Source organism: Lutibacter oricola (genome assembly GCF_900106565.1).
GTDB classification, from domain to species: Bacteria; Bacteroidota; Bacteroidia; order Flavobacteriales; family Flavobacteriaceae; genus Lutibacter; species Lutibacter oricola.
The window spans coordinates 37,440-57,242 of record NZ_FNNJ01000007.1 but is presented as its reverse complement, the minus strand read 5'-3'; the positions used below and the strand labels follow the sequence as shown (position 1 = coordinate 57,242).

At 29.7% G+C, this 19,803-nt stretch carries 19 protein-coding genes; 8 read left to right on the top strand and 11 right to left on the bottom strand.

Going from position 1 to position 19,803, the window contains the following annotated elements; all coding sequences use genetic code 11:
* Entirely contained in the window at nt 1–1,785 is a 1,785-nt protein-coding gene (locus BLU40_RS12565) for a BatD family protein (protein ID WP_090124045.1), read from the top strand.
* 1 nt (nt 1,786) lies between these two features.
* A complete protein-coding gene (locus tag BLU40_RS12560; RefSeq protein ID WP_090124044.1) occupies nt 1,787–2,539 on the top strand; it encodes an SH3 domain-containing protein in 753 nt (250 codons plus the stop codon).
* On the opposite strand, the gene BLU40_RS12555 is transcribed toward BLU40_RS12560, so the two are convergent.
* Nucleotides 2,536–3,642, bottom strand: coding sequence for a TlpA family protein disulfide reductase (locus BLU40_RS12555; RefSeq protein ID WP_090124043.1), 1,107 nt, complete (start codon nt 3,640–3,642; stop codon nt 2,536–2,538). The two genes, BLU40_RS12560 and BLU40_RS12555, sit on opposite strands and share 4 nt — an antisense overlap.
* A 48-nt stretch (nt 3,643–3,690) precedes the next feature.
* On the bottom strand, nt 3,691–4,209 hold the full coding sequence (locus BLU40_RS12550; RefSeq protein WP_090124042.1) for a CvpA family protein: 519 nt from the start codon (nt 4,207–4,209) through the stop codon (nt 3,691–3,693).
* Nucleotides 4,210–4,336: 127 nt separating this feature from the next.
* Between BLU40_RS12550 and BLU40_RS12545 the strand changes: the two genes are divergently transcribed.
* The 3 genes from BLU40_RS12545 to BLU40_RS12535 all read left to right on the top strand — a co-directional run bounded on the left by BLU40_RS12545 (nt 4,337) and on the right by BLU40_RS12535 (nt 6,868).
* A complete protein-coding gene (locus tag BLU40_RS12545; protein WP_090124041.1) occupies nt 4,337–4,690 on the top strand; it encodes a hypothetical protein in 354 nt (117 codons plus the stop codon).
* 64 nt (nt 4,691–4,754) lie between these two features.
* The gene (locus tag BLU40_RS17790; protein ID WP_245729948.1) at nt 4,755–6,377 is read left to right on the top strand and encodes a LysM peptidoglycan-binding domain-containing protein; all 1,623 of its coding nucleotides are present in this window, start codon (nt 4,755–4,757) and stop codon (nt 6,375–6,377) included.
* Between the two features lie 2 nt (nt 6,378–6,379).
* Nucleotides 6,380–6,868: a TlpA family protein disulfide reductase gene (locus tag BLU40_RS12535; protein ID WP_090124040.1), complete on the top strand. Its 489-nt coding sequence runs from the start codon at nt 6,380–6,382 to the stop codon at nt 6,866–6,868.
* Here the strand turns inward: BLU40_RS12535 and BLU40_RS12530 are convergent, their stop codons facing one another.
* Together BLU40_RS12530 and BLU40_RS12525 are read right to left on the bottom strand one after the other, a co-directional pair.
* Nucleotides 6,869–7,228, bottom strand: a complete 360-nt coding sequence (locus BLU40_RS12530) for a YraN family protein (protein WP_090124039.1) — start codon at nt 7,226–7,228, stop codon at nt 6,869–6,871. It abuts the gene before it with no gap.
* Between the two features lie 97 nt (nt 7,229–7,325).
* On the bottom strand, nt 7,326–8,222 hold the full coding sequence (locus tag BLU40_RS12525; protein ID WP_090124038.1) for a S66 peptidase family protein: 897 nt from the start codon (nt 8,220–8,222) through the stop codon (nt 7,326–7,328).
* 102 nt (nt 8,223–8,324) lie between these two features.
* Here BLU40_RS12525 and metG point away from each other — a divergent pair, with 102 nt between their 5' ends.
* The 3 genes from metG to BLU40_RS12510 all read left to right on the top strand — a co-directional run bounded on the left by metG (nt 8,325) and on the right by BLU40_RS12510 (nt 15,134).
* A complete protein-coding gene (metG, locus tag BLU40_RS12520; RefSeq protein ID WP_090124037.1) occupies nt 8,325–10,436 on the top strand; it encodes a methionine--tRNA ligase in 2,112 nt (703 codons plus the stop codon).
* 233 nt (nt 10,437–10,669) lie between these two features.
* On the top strand, nt 10,670–12,823 hold the full coding sequence (locus BLU40_RS12515; protein WP_090124036.1) for a Tex family protein: 2,154 nt from the start codon (nt 10,670–10,672) through the stop codon (nt 12,821–12,823).
* Nucleotides 12,824–13,040: 217 nt separating this feature from the next.
* Nucleotides 13,041–15,134 carry an ATP-binding protein gene (locus BLU40_RS12510; protein WP_090124035.1) on the top strand — a complete coding sequence of 698 codons (2,094 nt, stop codon included), beginning with the start codon at nt 13,041–13,043 and terminating at the stop codon, nt 15,132–15,134.
* Nucleotides 15,135–15,167: 33 nt separating this feature from the next.
* Here the strand turns inward: BLU40_RS12510 and ppnP are convergent, their stop codons facing one another.
* From ppnP to BLU40_RS12475, 7 genes are all read right to left on the bottom strand, one after another.
* Complete coding sequence (ppnP, locus tag BLU40_RS12505) at nt 15,168–15,449, bottom strand: pyrimidine/purine nucleoside phosphorylase (RefSeq protein WP_090124032.1); 282 nt, start codon at nt 15,447–15,449, stop codon at nt 15,168–15,170.
* Between the two features lie 58 nt (nt 15,450–15,507).
* Nucleotides 15,508–16,251, bottom strand: a complete 744-nt coding sequence (locus BLU40_RS12500) for a LytR/AlgR family response regulator transcription factor (protein WP_090124029.1) — start codon at nt 16,249–16,251, stop codon at nt 15,508–15,510.
* Between the two features lies 1 nt (nt 16,252).
* Nucleotides 16,253–17,050, bottom strand: a complete 798-nt coding sequence (locus BLU40_RS12495) for a sensor histidine kinase (protein WP_090124026.1) — start codon at nt 17,048–17,050, stop codon at nt 16,253–16,255.
* The gene (locus tag BLU40_RS12490) at nt 17,032–17,652 is read right to left on the bottom strand and encodes a hypothetical protein (protein ID WP_090124024.1); all 621 of its coding nucleotides are present in this window, start codon (nt 17,650–17,652) and stop codon (nt 17,032–17,034) included. Before BLU40_RS12490 ends, BLU40_RS12495 begins: the two co-directional genes overlap by 19 nt.
* Nucleotides 17,653–17,657: 5 nt before the next feature.
* Nucleotides 17,658–18,131, bottom strand: coding sequence for a hypothetical protein (locus tag BLU40_RS12485; RefSeq protein ID WP_090124021.1), 474 nt, complete (start codon nt 18,129–18,131; stop codon nt 17,658–17,660).
* A 53-nt stretch (nt 18,132–18,184) separates the two neighbouring features.
* Complete coding sequence (locus BLU40_RS12480; protein ID WP_090124019.1) at nt 18,185–18,880, bottom strand: hypothetical protein; 696 nt, start codon at nt 18,878–18,880, stop codon at nt 18,185–18,187.
* Between the two features lie 64 nt (nt 18,881–18,944).
* Entirely contained in the window at nt 18,945–19,790 is an 846-nt protein-coding gene (locus BLU40_RS12475; RefSeq protein WP_139170962.1) for a vWA domain-containing protein, read from the bottom strand.
* Between the last annotated feature and the right edge of the window lie 13 nt (nt 19,791–19,803).

Here is a 19,803-nt window from a genome sequence, read left to right as displayed (position 1 = left end):
ATGAGATTTTTAAAAATTTACATACTCGGTTTTTTACTTTTTACTACGCAAACGTTGTTAGCTCAAATTGAGTTTACAACAGCCGTTAGTAAAAATAAATTAGGTGTTAACCAACGCTTTAAAGTTCAGTTTTCGGTTAACAAACAAGGTGCAGATAACTTTAAACCTCCAGCTTTTACAAACTTTAAAGTTTTGGCAGGTCCAAGTTCATCAGTAAATCAATCGTGGATTAACGGTAAAACAACATACACGCAATCGTATATTTATATTGTGCAACCTACTAAAGTTGGAGAGTTTACTATTCAGCCTGCAAGTATAGAGTACGATGGGAAAATTGAAACTTCAAACCCAATTAAAATAACAGTCACAAAAGCTGTTGAAATTCCAAAAGATCCTAACAATCCGCTATATGTTGCGCAGCAAAACATTCATTTAGTAGCCGAAATTTCTAATACCAAACCATATGTTGGCGAAGGTATTTATGTGGTTTATAAATTATATGTTAGTGAAAACATTAGCGTGCACGATTTTAGAGTTACAGAATCTCCACAATACAACGGTTTTTGGAATCAAGATATAGATGTAAAAGACAGCAATGTTAGAAAAGGAAAATATAACGGAGAAGATTATAGATACCTTATTTTAAAGCGTGCAGTTTTAATACCACAACGTAATGGAAAGCTTAAAATTGAACCAATAAAAATGGATTTTTCAGTAGGAATTCCAACAGGTAGAGGAGACTTTTTTGGAAATCCAATTACACATAATATTAACTATTCGGCGCAATCAAGTTTAAAAAGTGTAAATGTTAAAGCATTACCAGAAGAAGGTAAACCTATCGATTTTACTGGAGCTGTTGGAGAGTTTGATTTTAAAGTTGTGGCTAATAAAAACGTATTAAAAGCAAATGATGCTGCAACTATAAAGGTTGAAGTTTCAGGAAAAGGAAATTTAAAGCTATTTGAAATTCCAAAAATTACGACTCCTTCAGAGTTAGAAGTATATACACCAGAACATAAAGAGCGAGTTTCAACATCTTTAAGTGGTTTACGAGGGTCAATCTCCGACTCTTATACGGTGGTTCCACAATATAAAGGAAAGTATAAAATACCAAAAGTTTCGTTTACATATTTCAACCCAAAAGAAAAGAAATATAATACAATTACTTCAGAAGATATGTACGTAAATGTTACTGAAGGAAAAGAATTACCTAATGCAGCGGTTACAAATACTGATAATGATGAAACTACTAATGTAAATAAACAAGTTGTAGTTGCAAAAGATAATAACTTTAGGTTTATAGCTTTAGATACTACTTTACAGCCTAAGGAAAATAGTGTGTTTTTTAAAACAAAATCGTTTTATTTACTATTGTTATTACCATTTTTAGTTATTCCAATAGGAATTTTTATTGGTAGAAAAAATGCAGAAAGAGCTGGAGATGTGTTTGGAAATAGAATTAGAAAAGCTGATAAATTAGCTAAAAAGTACTTGTCTCAAGCAAAAAAACAATTAGGTAATCAAGAGCAATTTTATATTGCATTAGAAAAAGCATTACACAACTTTTTAAAGGCTAAACTTCTTGTAGAAACTTCAGATATTTCAAAAGAAAAAATTTCTGAAATCTTGAGGGATAAAGGTGTTGAAACAACAACAATTAAAGAGTTTATTGATGTTTTAAACGATTGTGATTTTGCGCGTTATACACCAACAACAAATGTTATGATGGAGCAAGAGTTTGAAAAAGCAAAAGAAGTAATTACCAAAATTGACAAGCATTTATAGTATGAAAAAGTTAATTAGCATAGTAGTTTTACTTTTTAGTTTGGTAGCTTATTCGCAAGAGGCCAATAAGTTATTTGCTGAAGCAAATACGTTTTATAAAGAAGAAAATTTTGAGCGATCTTTAGGTGTTTATTTATCTATTGAAGAACAAGGGTTAGAATCGTCGAATTTATATTTTAACATAGCCAATTGTTATTATAAACTAAACAAAGTTGCACCATCTATTTATTATTACGAAAAAGCGTTAAAATTAGATCCAGCACACGCAGAAGCAACCACTAATTTGGCGTTTGCAAAACGTATGACAATTGATGTTATAGAAGAGTTGCCAAAAACCTTTTTACAACGTTTTTCTAAAAATATAATTCAAAAATGGTCTTTTGATACTTGGGCAGTAATTGCTGTTGTAGCTTCATTTACTATGGCACTATTATTTTTATTGTACTACTTTTCTGGAGGAACAAAATCTAAACTGCTGTTTTTTAATACTGCTATTTTATCATTTTTTATTGTGTTAATAACTGTGTTTTTTGCGTATTCGAATTACTCGTTTGTTAAAAATAACAAAGCAGCTATTATATTTTCTTCAAAAGCAGAAATTAAAAATGCACCAACAGCTAGTGGTGAAGAAGTTTTTGAATTACACGAAGGAACAAAAGTTACCATTATTGATGAGTTAGATAACTGGAAAAAAATTAAAATAAATGATGGAAAAATTGGATGGATTTCTTCAAAAGATTTAAAAGAAATTTAATTTAATAGTTCTTCTATTTTTTGTTTCAACTTTTTACCATGAATATCAACCGCAATAATTTTCCCACTGCTGTCAATTAAATAATTTGTTGGTAAAGCTGTTATGCCATATTCTTTGGCAATACTTGTTTTAAAACCTTTTAAATTAGAAACGTTTGGCCATACTCTATTGTCCTTTTTTAAGGCTTTTAACCATCTTTCTTTGTTTTTGTCTAGTGATACTCCGTAAATTTCAAAACCTTTAGATTTATACGTTAAATACGTTTGATTTAATAATTTGCTTTCTGCTCTACAAGGCGGACACCAACTTGCCCAAAAATCAATTAATGTGTACGTTTTTTTAACATTTGCTAAAGAAATAATTTCACCGTTGTTATTTGGTAAATCTATTGTAGAAAATGTTGAGCCAACAGTAGTTTTTTCGAGTATATTAACTTTATTATTTAGTTGTTGTGTAATTTCAGAAGTTGGGTGTTCATCTTCAAAATTAGAAACCAATTGTTTATAAAAGTCTAAATTATTTTCGCCTTTCCATCTTGTTGAAGTTGGGTAAACAGCAATTGATGTTCCCATTTTTTCTTTTACAAATTCGGTTAACTCATTTATATGTTTCGTGTAATTTTCAATTTCTAGAGCTCTTAACTCAATAATTTTATTGGCGTTTTCTTCTGTTTTTGAAAGAGAAGCAACTTGTTTTCTAACCGATTTTACTAACCTATTTAATGATTCAATTCTAAAAGCTTCATAATCAACTAGTAGTTGCGTGTCTTTAGAGCCTTTAAATTTTAAATTATCAGTATTTTTTCCTGTAATTTTAAGATGCTGATTGTTGTTTAAAGCAAGTTGAATTGTTTTGTTTTGAAATTTTAGATTATAAATTGCTGAAGGTAAAAAGTATACAGCATTAAATTCGCCTTTTTTGTTTATGTGCAAAGTATCTATAATTGTTTGAGAGTTTTCGTAAATATTATCAATTTTAGAAAGCACTGCGTAGCTATTTTTTTCTGAAGTAATTTCACCAGAAATACTAAAGCTTTTAGGTTGTTTAGTACAACCAACAATTGTTAACGTTAACGTACAAAAAAAAACTAGTTTTTTAAACATAATAAAGTATTTATGCCTTTTGACGCAATTAAAAAGTGTACCTAACAATTAATCTTCAGTAATTTGAAAATCGGCTTCTTTTTCTGCCACTTTTATAAAGTTAGGAAACAGTGTTGGAGCTAAGTTTTTAATTGGTTTGTATAAAATAGATTCTTCCGTTTGATCTTCAGAAATAAAAGGTAATGTGTTGTTTAACTTGTTAAAAACCAATAGTACAATGCTTAAAATTAGCCCTAATTTTAAAGCTCCAAAAACACCACCTAGAATTTTATTTAAAATTCCAAGCGAAGCAAAATCGGCCATTTTAGTAAATAGTTTTCCTAGTAGCGATATTACTAAAACTATTATAGCAAATGTTATAGCAAATGAAACTATAGTTATGTATTGCTCATCCCAATCAACTTTTTGAGCTAAAAATTCACCTACAAAATACGAGAAATGAATGGCGCCATAAATACCGGCAATTAAAGAAATTAGCGAAGCGACTTCAACAAAAAGTCCTTTTAAAATTCCTCTAATAAACCCAAATACTAAAATTACGGCAATAATAATGTCAAAAGTATTCATACAATAGTTTTTTGTAAATATAGTTTTAAGTTTAAAAGTTTAAAAGCTATAAAGTTAAAAGTTTATAAATACTAAAATAAGACACTAAAATCTAATAACTATATTTGCAACCTAACTAAAGAATAAGATGTCAAGAGATCAAAAATTAAAAGAAGATTGGGATACATTACTTCAACTATTATCTAATAAATTTGGAGAAGGAGATATATTAAATTTAGATGCTATTATTTATTTAATAGGCGTTCAAGAGTTAGGTAAAGGAGCAATTGAATTTAAAAAAGATGACAAGGTAAATTTAATGCATATTGCTATTTGTAGATTGTTAGAGCCTTTTGGATATTATGAGTTTGAATTTTATGATGATGATGGCTGGCCACACTACAAAACATTAGAAGAATTACCTGTACTTAAAGCTGGTGAGCAAACTGTTTTAATGAAAGAAGCAATTGTACTTTACTTCAAAGAAAAAGAAATGATTTAATTGTTTTATATTTCACCAAGAATTTTGGTCTGATTATTGAACTAACTTTGAAAAAGAAATAAATATGTTAAGAAAAATATTTTTTATTACAATACTAATTCCTTGTACTGTTTTTGCCCAAAACATTGTTAAAGGAACTATGGATCCAATAATGCCAACTTACGAGAGCGTTGTTGTATATAAATTAAAAGGAGCTAAGCAGGTGTACGTAAATTACGGGCCAATAGATAAAGCTACCGGAGATTTTAAGGTTGAATTACCAGATAATTCTTCAGAAGGAATGTATAGAATGATGTATGATTTTGAAGCTAATGGCTATGTAGATTTTATTTATGAGAATGAAGATGTTCAATTTAATTTCGACCCAACATTTCCTTCTGGAACTACTGAATTTATAAATTCTGAACAAAATAAAAATTACAATTTGTATTTGAGTAAAACGGCTCAAATTCAACAAAAAATGGATTCGCTTCAGCTTATTTATTTCAATGAAAAAAGCGAAAAAAGTTTAAAGAAAATTGCAAAACAATTCACTCTAAAAAGAAAGGAGTATTTAAAAAATCAAGAGAGTTTTGAATCTAAAACTGATAATAGTTTTGCAAATAATTTTATAAAATCTTCTAAAAGATTTTACACAGAAGCGCCATTTAAAACACCTCAAGAGTATTTAAATAGTATAAACAGTCATTATTTCGATTTTATAAATTTTGAAGATGAAAGGCTAATAAAATCGTCATTTTTAAGTGAAAGAGTGTTAGAATATGTGTTTTATTTAAATTCTTCAGATGATATTGTTGTTCAAAATGGGTTGTATAAAAACTCTATGAACAAAGTAATGGATTTAATAAAAAGTCCTGTTGTTAGAAAAGATGTATTAACATCTGTTTTACATAAGTTTTCTAGTGAAGAAAACAGTGAGCTTGTAGATTATTGTATATCTAACTTTTACAATAAACTTCCAGAAGATTTAAAAGATAAAAAAACAATTGATAACGCGTTAGAAAAAGTTCGTTTAGCAATAGGAAAACCAGCTCCAGATTTTTCTTTTGAAAAAGGAAAAGAGTTGGTTAATTTATATGAGTTAGATTCAGCAAGAAGATATGTGCTAATTTTTTGGAGTACAACCTGTTCGCATTGTTTGGTTGAAGTGCCAAAATTATACAAGTATATTAAAGATAGAGAAGATGTTGAAGTATTAGCAATTGCACTTGAAGATGACGAGTTAGGATTTAATCATCATACAGAAGGTTTTACAAAATGGACCAATGTTTTAGGGTTAAGTAAATGGAAAAATCCAATTGCTAGAAAGTACGATGTTAATGCAACACCATCATACTTTATTTTAGATAGTAATAAAAAAATAGTAGCAAAACCAGAGTTTTATACCGATGTACAAAACTACTTTAATGCTCTAAAGCCTATTGTTAAAGAAAAGGAGAGCAAACCAAAAGAAGTAAAAAATGAGGTTAAAAAACCAAAGGTAGAATCGAAACCTAAAGTAGATAAAAAAAAGCAGGTTGTTGAGTCTAAGCCAAAAGTACAAGTTGTAAAATACAAAGTAAAAAAAGGTGATACGTTGTATTCTATTGCAAAAACATACAACTTGTCTGTTGAGCAGCTTAAAACATTGAATAATTTGAGCTCAAATAATTTAAGTATAGGTCAGATTATAAAAATAAAGGGTTAGTTATGTTTAAAAGGTTAGTCTTTTTTTTAGTTACTGTTTTTATAGTTTTAAGTGCAAACTCGCAAGTGGTTCATAAAGGCGTAAAAGCACCCGATTTTAAATTATATAATTTAAAAGGAAATTCATCTACATTAAAAACCTATTCTAACAAAGTTGTAGTAATAAAAATGTGGTTTACTACCTGTGCGCCTTGTATACAAGAAATATCTAAAGTAAATAAGGTTGTAGAAAAATATAAAAACAGAGAAGATATAGTATTTCTTGCTCCAGCACCTAATAGCAAAAAAACACTTAAAAAATTTCTACGAAAAGCAGATTTCGATTACGAAGTAATGTCTGGCTCTTATGAAATGTTGAAAGTTTACAATCCTGTTAGACGATATCCATCTCATGTGATTATAGATAAAAAAGGTGTTGTTTCGTTTGTTTTAGAAGGTTCTTCAGAAAATATAGATGAAATTTTAACAACAGAAATTGAAAAGGTTTTATAATTAAAAATGTAAAAAAGCATCTTCTAAATGCTCAATTTTAGTGATGTTTTTATTTTGAATAATAGCCACGATATCAAACCGTACTTCTACATCTAAATCTTTAGAAATTATATATTCATTAATAGCTTCAACTAGTAATTGAATCTTTTTTTGATTTACAAAATCTTGTGGATTTCCAAAATAGTTTGATGTTCTTGTTTTTACTTCAACAGGAATTAAAATATCATCTTTTAAAGCTATAATATCAACTTCGGCCTTTTTAAAACGCCAGTTTCGTTCTAAAATTTTATATCCTTTTTTTTGAAGAAATTCTACAGCTAGTTGTTCTCCTTTCTCTCCTAATTCGTTGTGTGTAGCCATTTTTTTTCATTATAATCGTCATGCTGAACTTGTTTCAGCATCTCATCCTTTTGTAATTTGTAATGAGACCCTGAAACAAGTTCAGGGTGACGTTAGTTTAAATATATTTAAGTTGAGTTTTATTTGTGCTAACCTCCAACTCAACCTTCCTCCCTAAAACCAAAGCTCTATTATCATTTAAATGCCCAGCGGGAAAATCAAAAACTATTGGAAAATGATACTCTGAAACTGCATCTAAAATTATTTCTTTAGCATTTTTCCCAAACGGAATAGCATTATCGTGCATATCAGTCATTCCGCCAACAATTAATCCTTTTAAATTGTTGAAATAACCATTTCGTTTTAAATTCATTAGCATTCTATCGATATGATATAAATATTCATCTAAGTCTTCAATAAATAATATTTTTCCATTAGTATTTACACTCGAATTACTTCCTAATAGGCTATAAAACATGGATAAATTTCCGCCAACTAAAACACCTTTAGTATTGCCAATTTTGTTTTCTTTGGAAGAAGTTATTTTATAAGAAATTGACTCTCCAAATAAAGCAGATTTCAAAGAAGAAAGAGCATTTTCAGAATTAGATTCAACATTTATAGGCATTGTTGCGTGTAAGGTTTGAAAACCTAAATTATGAACGTGACTGTGCAGCACTGTAACATCAGAATATCCAATAATCCATTTTGGATTTTTTTTAAATTCCGTAAAATCTAGTTTATCAATAATTCTAACAGTTCCATAACCACCACGAGCACACCAAATTGCTTTAATCTTAGGATTGTCAACCATTTTCTGAAAATCGGTAACACGTTCTGCATCACTACCAGCAAACTGATTTTCTTCTAAACCAATAGTTTTTCCAATTTCAACATTCAAACCCCAACTTTTTAATAAATTAATAGCTGGTTGAATTTCTTCTAAAGTAATTTTTCGAGCTGTTGAAACAATAGCAACAGTGTCATTTTTTTGTAAAAAAGCAGGTTGAATCAATTTTTTTTATTTTAAATCTAATTGCAAATTACGAAAACCCAAACAACTATTCACTTTTCTAATAAACAATCCGTATTTTTGCACTTTCAAAATTTTATGTTGATGAGCAATTCGAAAAGATATACCATTACAGCGGCTTTACCTTATACTAACGGACCAGTTCATATTGGCCATTTAGCAGGAGTTTATGTGCCAGCTGATATTTACGCACGTTATTTACGAAACACAGGAAACGATGTATTGTACATTTGTGGATCAGATGAGCACGGTGTGCCAATTACTATTAAAGCAAAAAAAGAAGGTGTAACTCCGCAAGATATTGTAGATAAATACCACGCTATTATTAAGCAATCTTTTAGTGATTTTGGTATTTCTTTTGATAATTACTCACGTACTTCAGCAAAAGTACATCACGATACTGCTTCAGAATTCTTTAAAAAATTATACAATGAAGGTAAGTTTATTGAAGAATCTACTGAGCAATTGTATGATGCAGAAGCAAATCAATTTTTAGCAGATAGATTTGTAATTGGAACGTGTCCAAAATGTGGAAACGAAGAAAGTTATGGAGATCAATGCGAAAGCTGTGGAACAAGTCATAATGCAACAGATTTAATCAATCCAAAATCTGCAATTACGGGTAATGTGCCAACAACCAAAGTAACAAAACACTGGTATTTACCTTTAGATAAATACGAGCAATGGTTACGTGAATGGATTGTTGAAGGTCATAAAAATGATTGGAAAACAAACGTGTTAGGTCAAGTAAAATCTTGGCTAGATGATGGTTTAAAACCAAGAGCTGTAACACGTGATTTAGATTGGGGAATTCCAGTTCCTGTTGAAGGTGGAGAAGGAAAAGTGTTGTACGTTTGGTTCGATGCTCCTATTGGTTATATTTCATCAACTAAAGAATGGGCAGAACAAAACGGAAAAGATTGGGAGCCATATTGGAAAGATGAAAATACGAAACTAGTTCACTTTATAGGAAAAGATAATATTGTATTTCACTGTATTATTTTCCCGGCAATGTTAAAGGCTGAAGGAAGTTATATTTTACCAGAAAATGTGCCAGCAAACGAGTTTTTGAATCTTGAAGGAGATAAAATTTCGACTTCAAAAAATTGGGCAGTTTGGTTACACGAATATTTAGAAGATTTCCCAGGAAAACAAGATGTTTTGCGTTATACATTAACTGCAAATGCACCAGAAACAAAAGATAACGACTTTACTTGGAAAGATTTCCAAGCAAGAAATAATAACGAGTTGGTTGCTATTTTTGGAAACTTTATAAATAGAGTAGTAGTACTTACAAATAAATATTACGAAGGTGTAATTCCAGAACCAAATGAGTTTACTGATGTTGATAATGAAACCTTAGAAAAACTTCAAAAATATCCTGGAATTATAGCAAATTCAATTGAGCGTTACCGTTTTAGAGAAGCGTCTCAAGAATTAATGAATTTAGCGCGTTTAGGAAATAAATATTTAGCTGATGAAGAACCTTGGAAACAAGTAAAAACAGATCCGGAACGTGTAAAAACTATTATGTACGTAGCTTTACAAATTGCTGCTGGATTATCGGTTGTTGCTGAGCCATTTTTACCTTTTTCTGCTGAAAAATTAAAAGGAATTTTGAATATGGCGGACACTGAGCGTAGTCGAAGTGTCGATGAAAATGTGATTTCGACTCCGCTCAATCACCAACTATCTTGGAATGATGTTGAAGAAAAATCTGAACTTATTCCTGCTAACCACACAATTGGAAAAGCTGAATTATTATTTGCTAAAATTGAAGATAAAGACATTCAAGTTCAGTTAGATAAATTAGAAGCTACTAAATTAGCTAACGAAGCAGAAAATAAAGTTGTAGAGCCTCAAAAAGAAACAATAGAATTTGATGATTTTACTAAATTAGATATGCGTGTGGGAACTATTATTGAAGCTGTAAAAGTCCCAAAAACGAAGAAGTTGTTACAACTTAAAGTTGATGTTGGTATTGATACAAGAACAATTGTTTCAGGAATTGCTGAAAGCTTTAAACCAGAAGATATTATTGGGCAAAAAGTAACAGTTTTAGTAAATCTAGCTCCAAGAAAACTACGTGGTGTAGAAAGTCAAGGAATGATTTTAATGACTGACACGCCTGATGGCAAACTTGCTTTTGTAGAGCCAGGAAATGATTCAGTAAAAAATGGGGAGCAGGTAAGTTAAAACCAACCATAAAATAAATGAAAGCCCTGAACTTGTTTCGGGGTTTTTTGTTAATTTTAATATTTAGTGTCATTCTGAAATGAGTGGTAACGAATTGAAGAATCTAAATCTCTAGTTTTATATGAGATTCTTCACTATCGTTCAGAATGACAAATAAAACCTGTTATTCTAAATAACTGAAAGGAAATGAAGAATCTAATCTATATTCAATAAAAAAGAATTAAATTAAAATAATGCAATTACAAAACTTCATACAGTCCAAAACAAATCTTCCTTCAAAAGGAATTGAAAATACCATTCAATTATTAAACGAAGATTGTACCATACCATTTATTTCGCGCTATAGAAAAGAGCGAACGGGAAATTTAGATGAAGTACAAATTGGAGAAATTGTAAAGTATAAAACACAGTTTGAAGAGTTAGAAAAGCGAAAATTAGCCATTTTAAAAGCTTTAACTGAACAAGAAGTTTTAACAGCTGAACTAAAACAAAAAATTGAAGCTACAACCGATTTAACTGTTTTAGAAGACATTTACCTTCCTTTTAAGAAAAAACGCAAGACAAAGGCTGAAACCGCTCGAAAAAATGGTTTGGAGCCGTTGGCAAAAATGATTATGAGTCAACGTGTAAATGATTTGGAGTATACAGCTTCAAAATATATAAACAACGAAGTTGAGAATGAAGAAAAAGCATTAGAAGGCGCTCGATTTATTATTGCAGAATGGGTGAATGAACGTACTGATATTAGAAACAATATTCGTTATCAATTAGAACGTTTTGCAACCATAAATACGAAGGTTGTAAAAACAAAAAAGGACGACGCTTCGACTCCGCTCAGCGCAAGTGAAAAAGCTCAAAAATTTAGAGATTATTTCGATTGGTCAGAGAGTTTAAATAGAATTCCTTCGCATAGATTATTAGCAATTTTACGTGCCGAAAAAGAAGGCTTTATTCGTGTTAAAGTTGAAATTGATAATGAACGTGCACTGGATAAAATGGAAGACAGAATTATTCGTTCTCAAAACGAATGTAGTGAGCATATTAGTTTGGCTATAGAAGATTCGTACAAGCGTTTGTTGTTTCCGTCATTGGCTAATGAGGCAATGAGCATTGCTAAAGAAAAAGCAGATGATAGCGCTATACAAGTTTTTGCCAAAAATTTAAAGCAATTATTGTTGGGTTCTCCGTTGGGCGAAAAAACTATTTTGGCAATAGATCCAGGTTTTAGAACTGGTTGTAAAGTGGTTTGTTTAAATGCGCAAGGCGGTTTGGAGTATAACGAAACTATTTATCCGCACGCTCCAAAAAACGATTCAAAAGGAGCAATGAAAAAAATAAGCTCATTGGTTGATGCTTATAAAATTGAAGCTATTGCCATTGGAAACGGAACAGCATCGCGTGAAACAGAGCATTTAATTAGAAAAATGCGATTTAGTAAAGACGTGGAGGTTTTTGTGGTAAGTGAAGCTGGAGCGAGTATTTATTCAGCATCTAAAATTGCACGAGACGAATTTCCAAATTACGATGTTACTGTTCGTGGTTCTGTTTCAATTGGTCGTCGTTTAGCCGATCCTTTAGCTGAATTGGTGAAAATTGACGCAAAATCTATTGGAGTTGGACAATATCAGCACGATGTTGATCAAACCAAGCTAAAAACATCGTTAGATACCGTTGTAGAAAGTTGTGTAAATTCAGTAGGAGTAAACGTAAATACAGCGAGTACTTCGTTATTGAGTTACGTTTCAGGAATTGGTCCAAAATTGGCCGAAAATATTGTGAATTATAGAGATGAAAACGGTGCTTTTACTTCAAGAAATGATATTAAAAAAGTTGCTCGTTTAGGAAACAAAGCTTTTGAACAAGGTGCAGGTTTTTTACGAATTAAAAACGCGAAAAATCCGTTAGATGATTCGGCAGTGCATCCAGAAAGTTATTCCATTGTCACAAAAATGGCAAAGGATGAAAAAACTACTGTTGCCAATTTAATTGGAAATAAAGCGGTTCTTCAAAAAATAGATTTAGAAAAATATACGTCTGCAACCGTTGGTTTACCTACGTTAAAAGATATTGTAGAAGAGCTTGAAAAACCAGGTTTAGATCCTCGAGAAAAAGCAAAAGTGTTTACATTCAATCAAAATATTAGAACAATTAACGATCTGCGTGAAGGTCAATTATTGCCAGGAATTGTAAACAACATCACCAATTTTGGCTGTTTTGTAGATATTGGAATTAAAGAAAGTGGTTTGGTACATGTTTCTAATTTAGCCGATAAATTTATTAGTGATGTTACCGAAATTGTAAGTTTACACGAGCAAGTTATTGTAAAAGTTTTAGAGGTTGATGTAGCTCGTAAACGTATTCAACTTTCAATGAAAGATGTAAAATAACTGTTGATAATTAAACGATTAAATATTTTGGGCGTTTCCTTTCAGGTCGCGCTATCTCTACTCGCTTTTTTTAGTTGAAAAAACTAAAAAAGAGCTCAAACACACCGTTCTATCTCTAACGCAAGTTGTAATTGCTTTATTTTAAGATAATTTAGTATTAATTATAGTAGTTAATCTTTAAAAAAGCATTAATTTTATATAATAATACAATTTGATTATGAGAAGCCCCCTACGTCAAATAGCTTTGTTTAATTCCCTACTCTTACTTTTATGTTTTGTTGAATTAAATGCCCAGGATCAAAAAAAAATTGATTCAATAAAAAGTTATAACTTATCAGAAAGTAACCAAAAAATACTTGTTAGCAACTATAATAAATTATCGTATTTGTACGGTGCAATTAATTTAGATAGTTCTTTGTTTTATAGTAATAAAGCAATGACTGTTGCTAAAAAAATAAACTTTAATAAAGGTTTAGCAGTTTCCTATTCTTATATAGCTAGGGGAATGATTGAAAAAGGGAATATTAAATCTTCACTAGAAAATTTTGATAAGGCTATTGAACTTTTTAAAGAACAACAAGACTCCATAAATATTCTAGATAGCTATAGAGGTATGAGCTATGTTGCCTCTTATAGTTCTAGTCAATTAAGTAGTTTAGACTATAATTTAAAGGCTTTAAATTATGCCGAAGCTTTAAAAGACACAATAAGTATGTCTATTATTTATAATAATTTAGGGTCTATTTACAAAAAGCTAGATAATTATAAATTGTCATTGTTATACTTTACAAAGTCGTTAAATATTGAGCTTTCTACAAGTAGTTCTTTACCAGAAGATTTAGCAGTTTCCTATTCCAATATTGGAGTACTTAAGGTTGAAAACAATAGAGTAGATGAAGCAAAAGACGACTATAAAAATCTTGTCGAAATAATACCTAATGTAAAAAGTATCTACTTAAAGGCGTATTTACACTTGTCTTTAGCTAGCTATAATAATGGAACAAAAAACTTTAAATTAGCTAAAAAATATATAGATTCTGCAACTGTTATTTGCGAAGCCAATGATTTTAAACCTATTAAATCTAGAGCTTATAGAAAAAAAGCAGAATGGTTTTATTATCAAAATAAATACAAAGAGAGTATTAAGCAATTTGATAAATGCATCGATTATTCAAAATCAATAGGTGTTTATGAAGAGTTTCCAGAAATTTATAAAAAACAATCTATAGCATATTCTAAACTTGGTTTATTTAAAAAATCTTTAGAATCATTACAAAAGTCTAATACTGCTATAGATTCTTTAAAAAATAATAGTGTTGCCAATTTATTAATAGATTTTGAAGATCAAAAAAGAAAAACAGAATTAGAAAAACTGAAGTTCGAGCAGCAATTAAAAGAACATCAGTTAGAAAATGAAACTATAAAAAAGAAAATATTATTAGGTAGATCTGCAGTTACAATTCTAATTTTATTAATTATTATAGGTATTGTTTTGTATTACTTTTTTAAAGTTAGAAAAAAAAATAACATACTTAAAAACCAGCATAAATTAATAAAAGAGCAAAAAGCATTATTAGAAAGTAATATTGAAAGCTTAGAGTTAAATGAAAAAAAATTAAAAAAACTAAATGCTACAAAAGACAAGTTGTTTTCAATTATTGGGCACGATTTAAAAAGCCCGTTTAATGCTATTTTAGGATTTAGTAATCTGTTAGTAGAAGATTATAAAATTCTAAATGATAATCAGCGATTAAATATGTTAAATCATATTGAAAAAAGTACGAAGTCTACATTAAATTTGTTAGATAACTTATTGGATTGGGCAAGATCTCAACGTGGAGTTATTCAATTAAATAAAGAAAACACCAATTTAAAAGAGCTTTTAGATAGTGGTATAAACCCATATTTAAGTTCTGCTACAATTAAACAAATTACTGTAATTAATAACGTAAATCCAGAAACTAGTGTGTTTGTGGATTCAGAAACTATAAAAGTAGTTTTTTCGAACTTAATAAGTAACGCTATTAAATTTAGTCATAAAAATAGCGAAGTGGTTGTTACTTCAAAAGTAAAAGGTAATTTGGTTGAAATTTGTTTTAAAGATGTTGGAATAGGAATGGACAAAACAATTATTGATGGTCTATTTAAAGTTGAAACTAGCGTAAAAAGAGACGGTACTTTAAATGAAAGAGGTACTGGCCTCGGTTTAATTCTTTGCGAAGAATTTATCAAAAAAAATAATGGAAATATAAAGGTTGAAAGTAAAGAGAATGAAGGAAGTAAATTCTGTGTTTCTTTACCTACACAATAAAAAAAGCCTCTTTTTAAAGAGGCTTTTCCAATATTATTTATAAGTGCATAAATAAGACGTTTGTCCAACCGATTTTACTTTAAATCGAGCGTTGGCTTCAATTTCAAAACTTTCACCAGCTTTGTATAATTTCCATTCAGCATTATTTGGTAACTGAGCAATAAGTTCACCTTCAATTACAGTCATAGTTTCGTGGCTCGAAGTTCCAAATTCGTAATCTCCTTCTTCCATAACTCCAACAGTAGATTTTCCGTTAGCTGTTGTGTAGCCTAAACTTTTTACTGTTCCGTTAAAATATTCGTTTGCTGAAATCATAATAATGTTTTTGATAGTTTTGGTAAATATACCTTAAACTAAGAAACATTACAAAACGTTAGCTTTTTAAATTGTTTAAAAACTCGCTTCTTTTGGTTCTAGAAACTGGAATTTTAATGTTGTTGGTTAATATAACATAACCTTCGTTTAGGTATTTATTTATATGGTTTAAATTTATTAAGTGCGACTTGTGCACTAAGTAAAAACCTTGGTTTTCAAGTAACTTTTTAAAGTGTCCAATACTATTTGAACTTAACATTGTTTTTCTGTTAGAAAAATGAATATTGGTGTAACCGTTATTTCCTTCGCAACAAATAATATCTGCTATTTTGGCAAATTCTAATCCTTCTTGAGTAGGAATTACAATCTTTTTTTTCTGAAATGTTTGTACGCTTAAATTTTCAATAAGTAGTTTGTTTTTGGCTAAAGCAGTTTTGTCTTCAATGTTTTGTTTGGCCTTATTTACAGCTTCCAATAAGTCTTGATTGTCTATTGGTTTTACTAAATATCCAATGGCACAATTTTTAATAGCTTCAATAGCATAATTATCAAAAGCAGTAGCAAAAATTATTTCAAAATTTGGGTTTTCTATTTTCGAAAGTAATTCAAATCCATTCATTTCTGGCATTGCAATATCTAAAAACACTAATTGAGGCTCTAACTTTTTTATAAGTTTTAAACCTTCTTTTGGATCTTGTGTTTCAGCAATTATTTCAATAAAAGGGCATACACGTTCAATCTTATTTTTAAGAATAGCAATTGCTTTTCGTTCATCATCTATTATAATTGTTTTAATTTTCATGTTATTCCATTTGGTTAAAAGTTAGGGTAACTATGGTTCCACTTGTGTTTTCATTAATAGATCTGTCAACTATTTTAAAATCAATATCCCAATTATTGCTTTCTTTTAATAAATTTAAACGCTCTTCAATTACCGATGAAGAATGCTTGTTCTTTTTTATTGAAGTATTTTTTGCTAATGATTTATTGATACCAATACCATTGTCAACTATTAATACCAGAAAACATTTGTTATTGATTTCTTTAAATTCAATAGCCAATGTTCCAATACCTTTTTTATGAAACAAACCGTGGTTAATTGCATTTTCAACAAGCGGTTGTAAAATCATAGAAGGTATTTCTGTAACTTCAGTAGTTAAGTTTTTGTCTACGTTAATAGTATATGTTAAATTTTCTTCAAAACGTAATTTTTCAATTTGTAAATAGTTTTTTAGCAAGGCAATTTCTTCTTTTAAAGTAATGCTTTGCCTGCTAGAATAATCAAAAAATAAGCGCATTAATTTAGAAAACTTTGTTAAGTAAAATTCAGAGGTTTCAACATCATTTCGTTGCACGTAGTATTGAATTGCGTTTAATGAATTATGTATAAAATGCGGATTCATTTGATTACGTAAAGCAGATAATTCTAAATCGTGTAATTTTTGTTGATGCTCTAATGCATGTTCTAATTTTTCTTGAATTAATTTATTTCGCCTATTGTTAAATGTTACAAACAAAATTACCAACGTTGTAATTACAAGTAGTATAGCACCAAAAACTATGATAAAAATTATATTTATTTCTAATCCTTCTTTAAGCATAAAAAACTTGTGGCTATTAAACCATACATTAAAATATTTAAAACGGTTAGTGGAATACCATATGATAAAGAACTAACTTTTAAATATGGTTGAAATAATTGAATAGGTAAAAAAGCAATGTAAAAAATTAGTAGCCCCGTAACTATCCAAAATTTTTGTGATTTTTGATATCTAAAAATATCATTACTATTTAATAAATTATAATAAAATATACCAGAACATACTAACACTAAAAAAGTTCCTGTTGTTAGAGGTACTCTCCATAATGCGCCCATAAAATCTTCAAAAAATATTGAAATAACTATTGAAATAGAGAATGCTACAGCAAAAACTTTAATAATTAGTTTTTTATTTAAAATAGAATTAAACCAATATAGGTAAAAGTAAAAAGAAATAACAGTGAATATATTGTATACAAATTGACTTTTAATACCATATATTTTTGGAATATTGTAACCTAAAAATTCTACAATTAATACGAAACCTAAGAAGAATAGAAAATACCTTTGCGTGGTGTTTTTATATTTATTCCAAGTTATACTAGCAGCTATAAATGCTGCTAGTTGAAAAATCCATAATATTATTTTTAGCTTTAACAGCATTGTTTTTAAGGTCGAAATTCGTCAACAGGATCTCCAGAACTTCCGTAATTTAACCCTTGAATACCATATGAATTAAAGTTTTCGGCAGCTGCTCTAGTTGCTGAGTTATGTGTTGGGTAAAAGAAAATGGTAGATTTCATTTCTTTTTTCTCATTCATTTTAGCACCAAAATAAACGCGTATACCTAAATCTTCTAGGTTTTGTTTTTTAGATTCTTGTTTAACGTATTCAATATAGTTTTCTAATTCTTCTAAACTAAACCAAACTTCTCTATTATCTATAACATTAATACCGTTTTGACTTAAAAAATTATTAATAGCTTTATGTTGGTTTGCTTTGTAAGCCTCTTCCAACTTGTCTGCTTGTTTATTTGTGATTAAACCGTTTGGTTTTTTAAATTCTTTTTTTGAAGAACAATTACAAGAAGTAAGCGTAATAATTGCAACTAATGCAACTAGTTTAAGGTACGTAAATTTCATATTGTTAGTTTTTGATTTTTTTTAAATATAGCTAAAAATTAATAGTCAATTAATTAGATGGTAGAATCAGGACAACATTGTTGGAAACAAAAGTTATCGAACCACCATTTTTCAGCAGGATTTCCACCTTCATCAATAAAAAAGGCAACACCATCAATATCTTGTATTAACGTATTAAAAGTGATTATATCTGCGGCTGAATAAGGTGAAGGTATTCCGCTAAGAACCCATTCACCATAGCTGTTAGATGGTAAAGTTGTTCCAGTAGCTAATTCTAAAGGCACTTCAATAGTAGTTAAAGGGTCTCCAGATGTTATTAAACTAGCTAAATTTAATTTAAAAGTAGCCCTGCTAGTACTTGCAGCAGGCGATGTTCCTTTATAAATTACAATTCCGTTGTCTGTTGTACTTGAGTTTGATGAACCTGCTAAATATGCTGTATCATAATTTAAGGCACAACCTTGTTCTAGTAATTTTTTAGGAAAGTCAACTGCATTGTAGGCCCAAGAAGCTCCAGAACCATCTTCAACATAAAGCGTTTTTGAAGCTCCAAATGTTTGAAATTGTATATCGTCAATAGCTAATCCTTGCCAGTTACCAAAAGTTCCAAGCTCTTTATCTTCAAAATCTTCAAAAAGATCGCAATAAGGTTCACAAGGTTGAGTATAACTACACTCTTCATTCTCATTATTACAAGCAATAGTTAGTGTAAAAACAAGTAGTAACGTAAGTGTTTTTAAATTTTTCATTTTTGTTGTTTTTTAGTTTATATGTATAGATAAACTCAACCTGTGTTTTGTTACCTTTTAAAGCTTACATTTCATCATTATTAATACAAATGTTTTCGATTAGGCTAATAATATCGGCAGCTACATTATTTAAATCTGCAGACATTAGTTTTAATCCTCCAGTATTATTATCTACTAATTGTACTTGGTAGTTAGATGTTGCCAAAGAAGTAACTAAAATACATTGCACACCTAAAGTGTTTGCTGTAGCAGCTAAACCAGCTAAATAAGTATCATCTGTAGCGTTATTAATATCATCGTCTCCTCCTGCAGGAGCATCAGTAATAATAATAGCTAGTTTAGTAATACCACTTCTCCAAGCACCTGCAAAATTGTTATTCAAAATTTCATCAAATAATAAGCCTCCAGGTTCTGCAAAACCACTACCACTACCTAAAGCCATAGGGCCATTAAGTTTAGCTAATTGTGTACCAAAAGTTGTTTGGTTTGCTAGGCTAAATGTTTCCATCATTGTTAAATATTGATCTGTAGAAGCACCAGTTGATATAATTGTTTTTTGTGCAGCGGGTAAACTAACATAATCTGTTTGACCTAAGTATGTTGGTGAACTTCCTTTTGGAGTTTCATCAAAAATTGATAATGCCAATCTGTAATTTCCTCCAGATTGTGTTACAATTGTTGTAGCAATTGAACTTACCGAGCTTTTAATATCGTCAATTGCGCCTCCCATACTTCCAGTGTAGTCAATTAAAAAGGCTACATCCATTCCTTCTGAGCAGGAGAAAGGAAAACCATCTTGTTCTGTATCATAGCCGCAAGATTCTTTTTCATCATCACAACTAAATGTTATAACCGTTAATAAGGTTAATAGGAATATTTTTATCGAAAATTTTAATGTTTTTGTTTTCATAATTTCTTTTTTA

Excerpts from the sequence above, each read along its gene's own strand:
- BLU40_RS12480 (WP_090124019.1), bottom strand. The coding sequence starts at position 18,880 with ATGAAAAATTTAAAAACACTTACGTTACTACTTGTTTTTACACTAACT.
- BLU40_RS12485 (WP_090124021.1), bottom strand. The coding sequence starts at position 18,131 with ATGAAATTTACGTACCTTAAACTAGTTGCATTAGTTGCAATTATTACG.
- ppnP (WP_090124032.1), bottom strand. The coding sequence starts at position 15,449 with ATGATTTCAGCAAACGAATATTTTAACGGAACAGTAAAAAGTTTAGGC.
- BLU40_RS12510 (WP_090124035.1), top strand. The coding sequence starts at position 13,041 with ATGAGAAGCCCCCTACGTCAAATAGCTTTGTTTAATTCCCTACTCTTA.
- BLU40_RS12530 (WP_090124039.1), bottom strand. The coding sequence starts at position 7,228 with ATGGCTACACACAACGAATTAGGAGAGAAAGGAGAACAACTAGCTGTA.
- BLU40_RS12565 (WP_090124045.1), top strand. The coding sequence starts at position 1 with ATGAGATTTTTAAAAATTTACATACTCGGTTTTTTACTTTTTACTACG.
- BLU40_RS12535 (WP_090124040.1), top strand. The coding sequence starts at position 6,380 with ATGTTTAAAAGGTTAGTCTTTTTTTTAGTTACTGTTTTTATAGTTTTA.
- BLU40_RS12495 (WP_090124026.1), bottom strand. The coding sequence starts at position 17,050 with ATGCTTAAAGAAGGATTAGAAATAAATATAATTTTTATCATAGTTTTT.
- BLU40_RS12550 (WP_090124042.1), bottom strand. The coding sequence starts at position 4,209 with ATGAATACTTTTGACATTATTATTGCCGTAATTTTAGTATTTGGGTTT.
- BLU40_RS12500 (WP_090124029.1), bottom strand. The coding sequence starts at position 16,251 with ATGAAAATTAAAACAATTATAATAGATGATGAACGAAAAGCAATTGCT.
- BLU40_RS12490 (WP_090124024.1), bottom strand. The coding sequence starts at position 17,652 with ATGCTGTTAAAGCTAAAAATAATATTATGGATTTTTCAACTAGCAGCA.
- BLU40_RS12560 (WP_090124044.1), top strand. The coding sequence starts at position 1,787 with ATGAAAAAGTTAATTAGCATAGTAGTTTTACTTTTTAGTTTGGTAGCT.
- metG (WP_090124037.1), top strand. The coding sequence starts at position 8,325 with ATGAGCAATTCGAAAAGATATACCATTACAGCGGCTTTACCTTATACT.
- BLU40_RS12515 (WP_090124036.1), top strand. The coding sequence starts at position 10,670 with ATGCAATTACAAAACTTCATACAGTCCAAAACAAATCTTCCTTCAAAA.
- BLU40_RS12545 (WP_090124041.1), top strand. The coding sequence starts at position 4,337 with ATGTCAAGAGATCAAAAATTAAAAGAAGATTGGGATACATTACTTCAA.
- BLU40_RS12475 (WP_139170962.1), bottom strand. The coding sequence starts at position 19,790 with ATGAAAACAAAAACATTAAAATTTTCGATAAAAATATTCCTATTAACC.
- BLU40_RS17790 (WP_245729948.1), top strand. The coding sequence starts at position 4,755 with ATGTTAAGAAAAATATTTTTTATTACAATACTAATTCCTTGTACTGTT.
- BLU40_RS12555 (WP_090124043.1), bottom strand. The coding sequence starts at position 3,642 with ATGTTTAAAAAACTAGTTTTTTTTTGTACGTTAACGTTAACAATTGTT.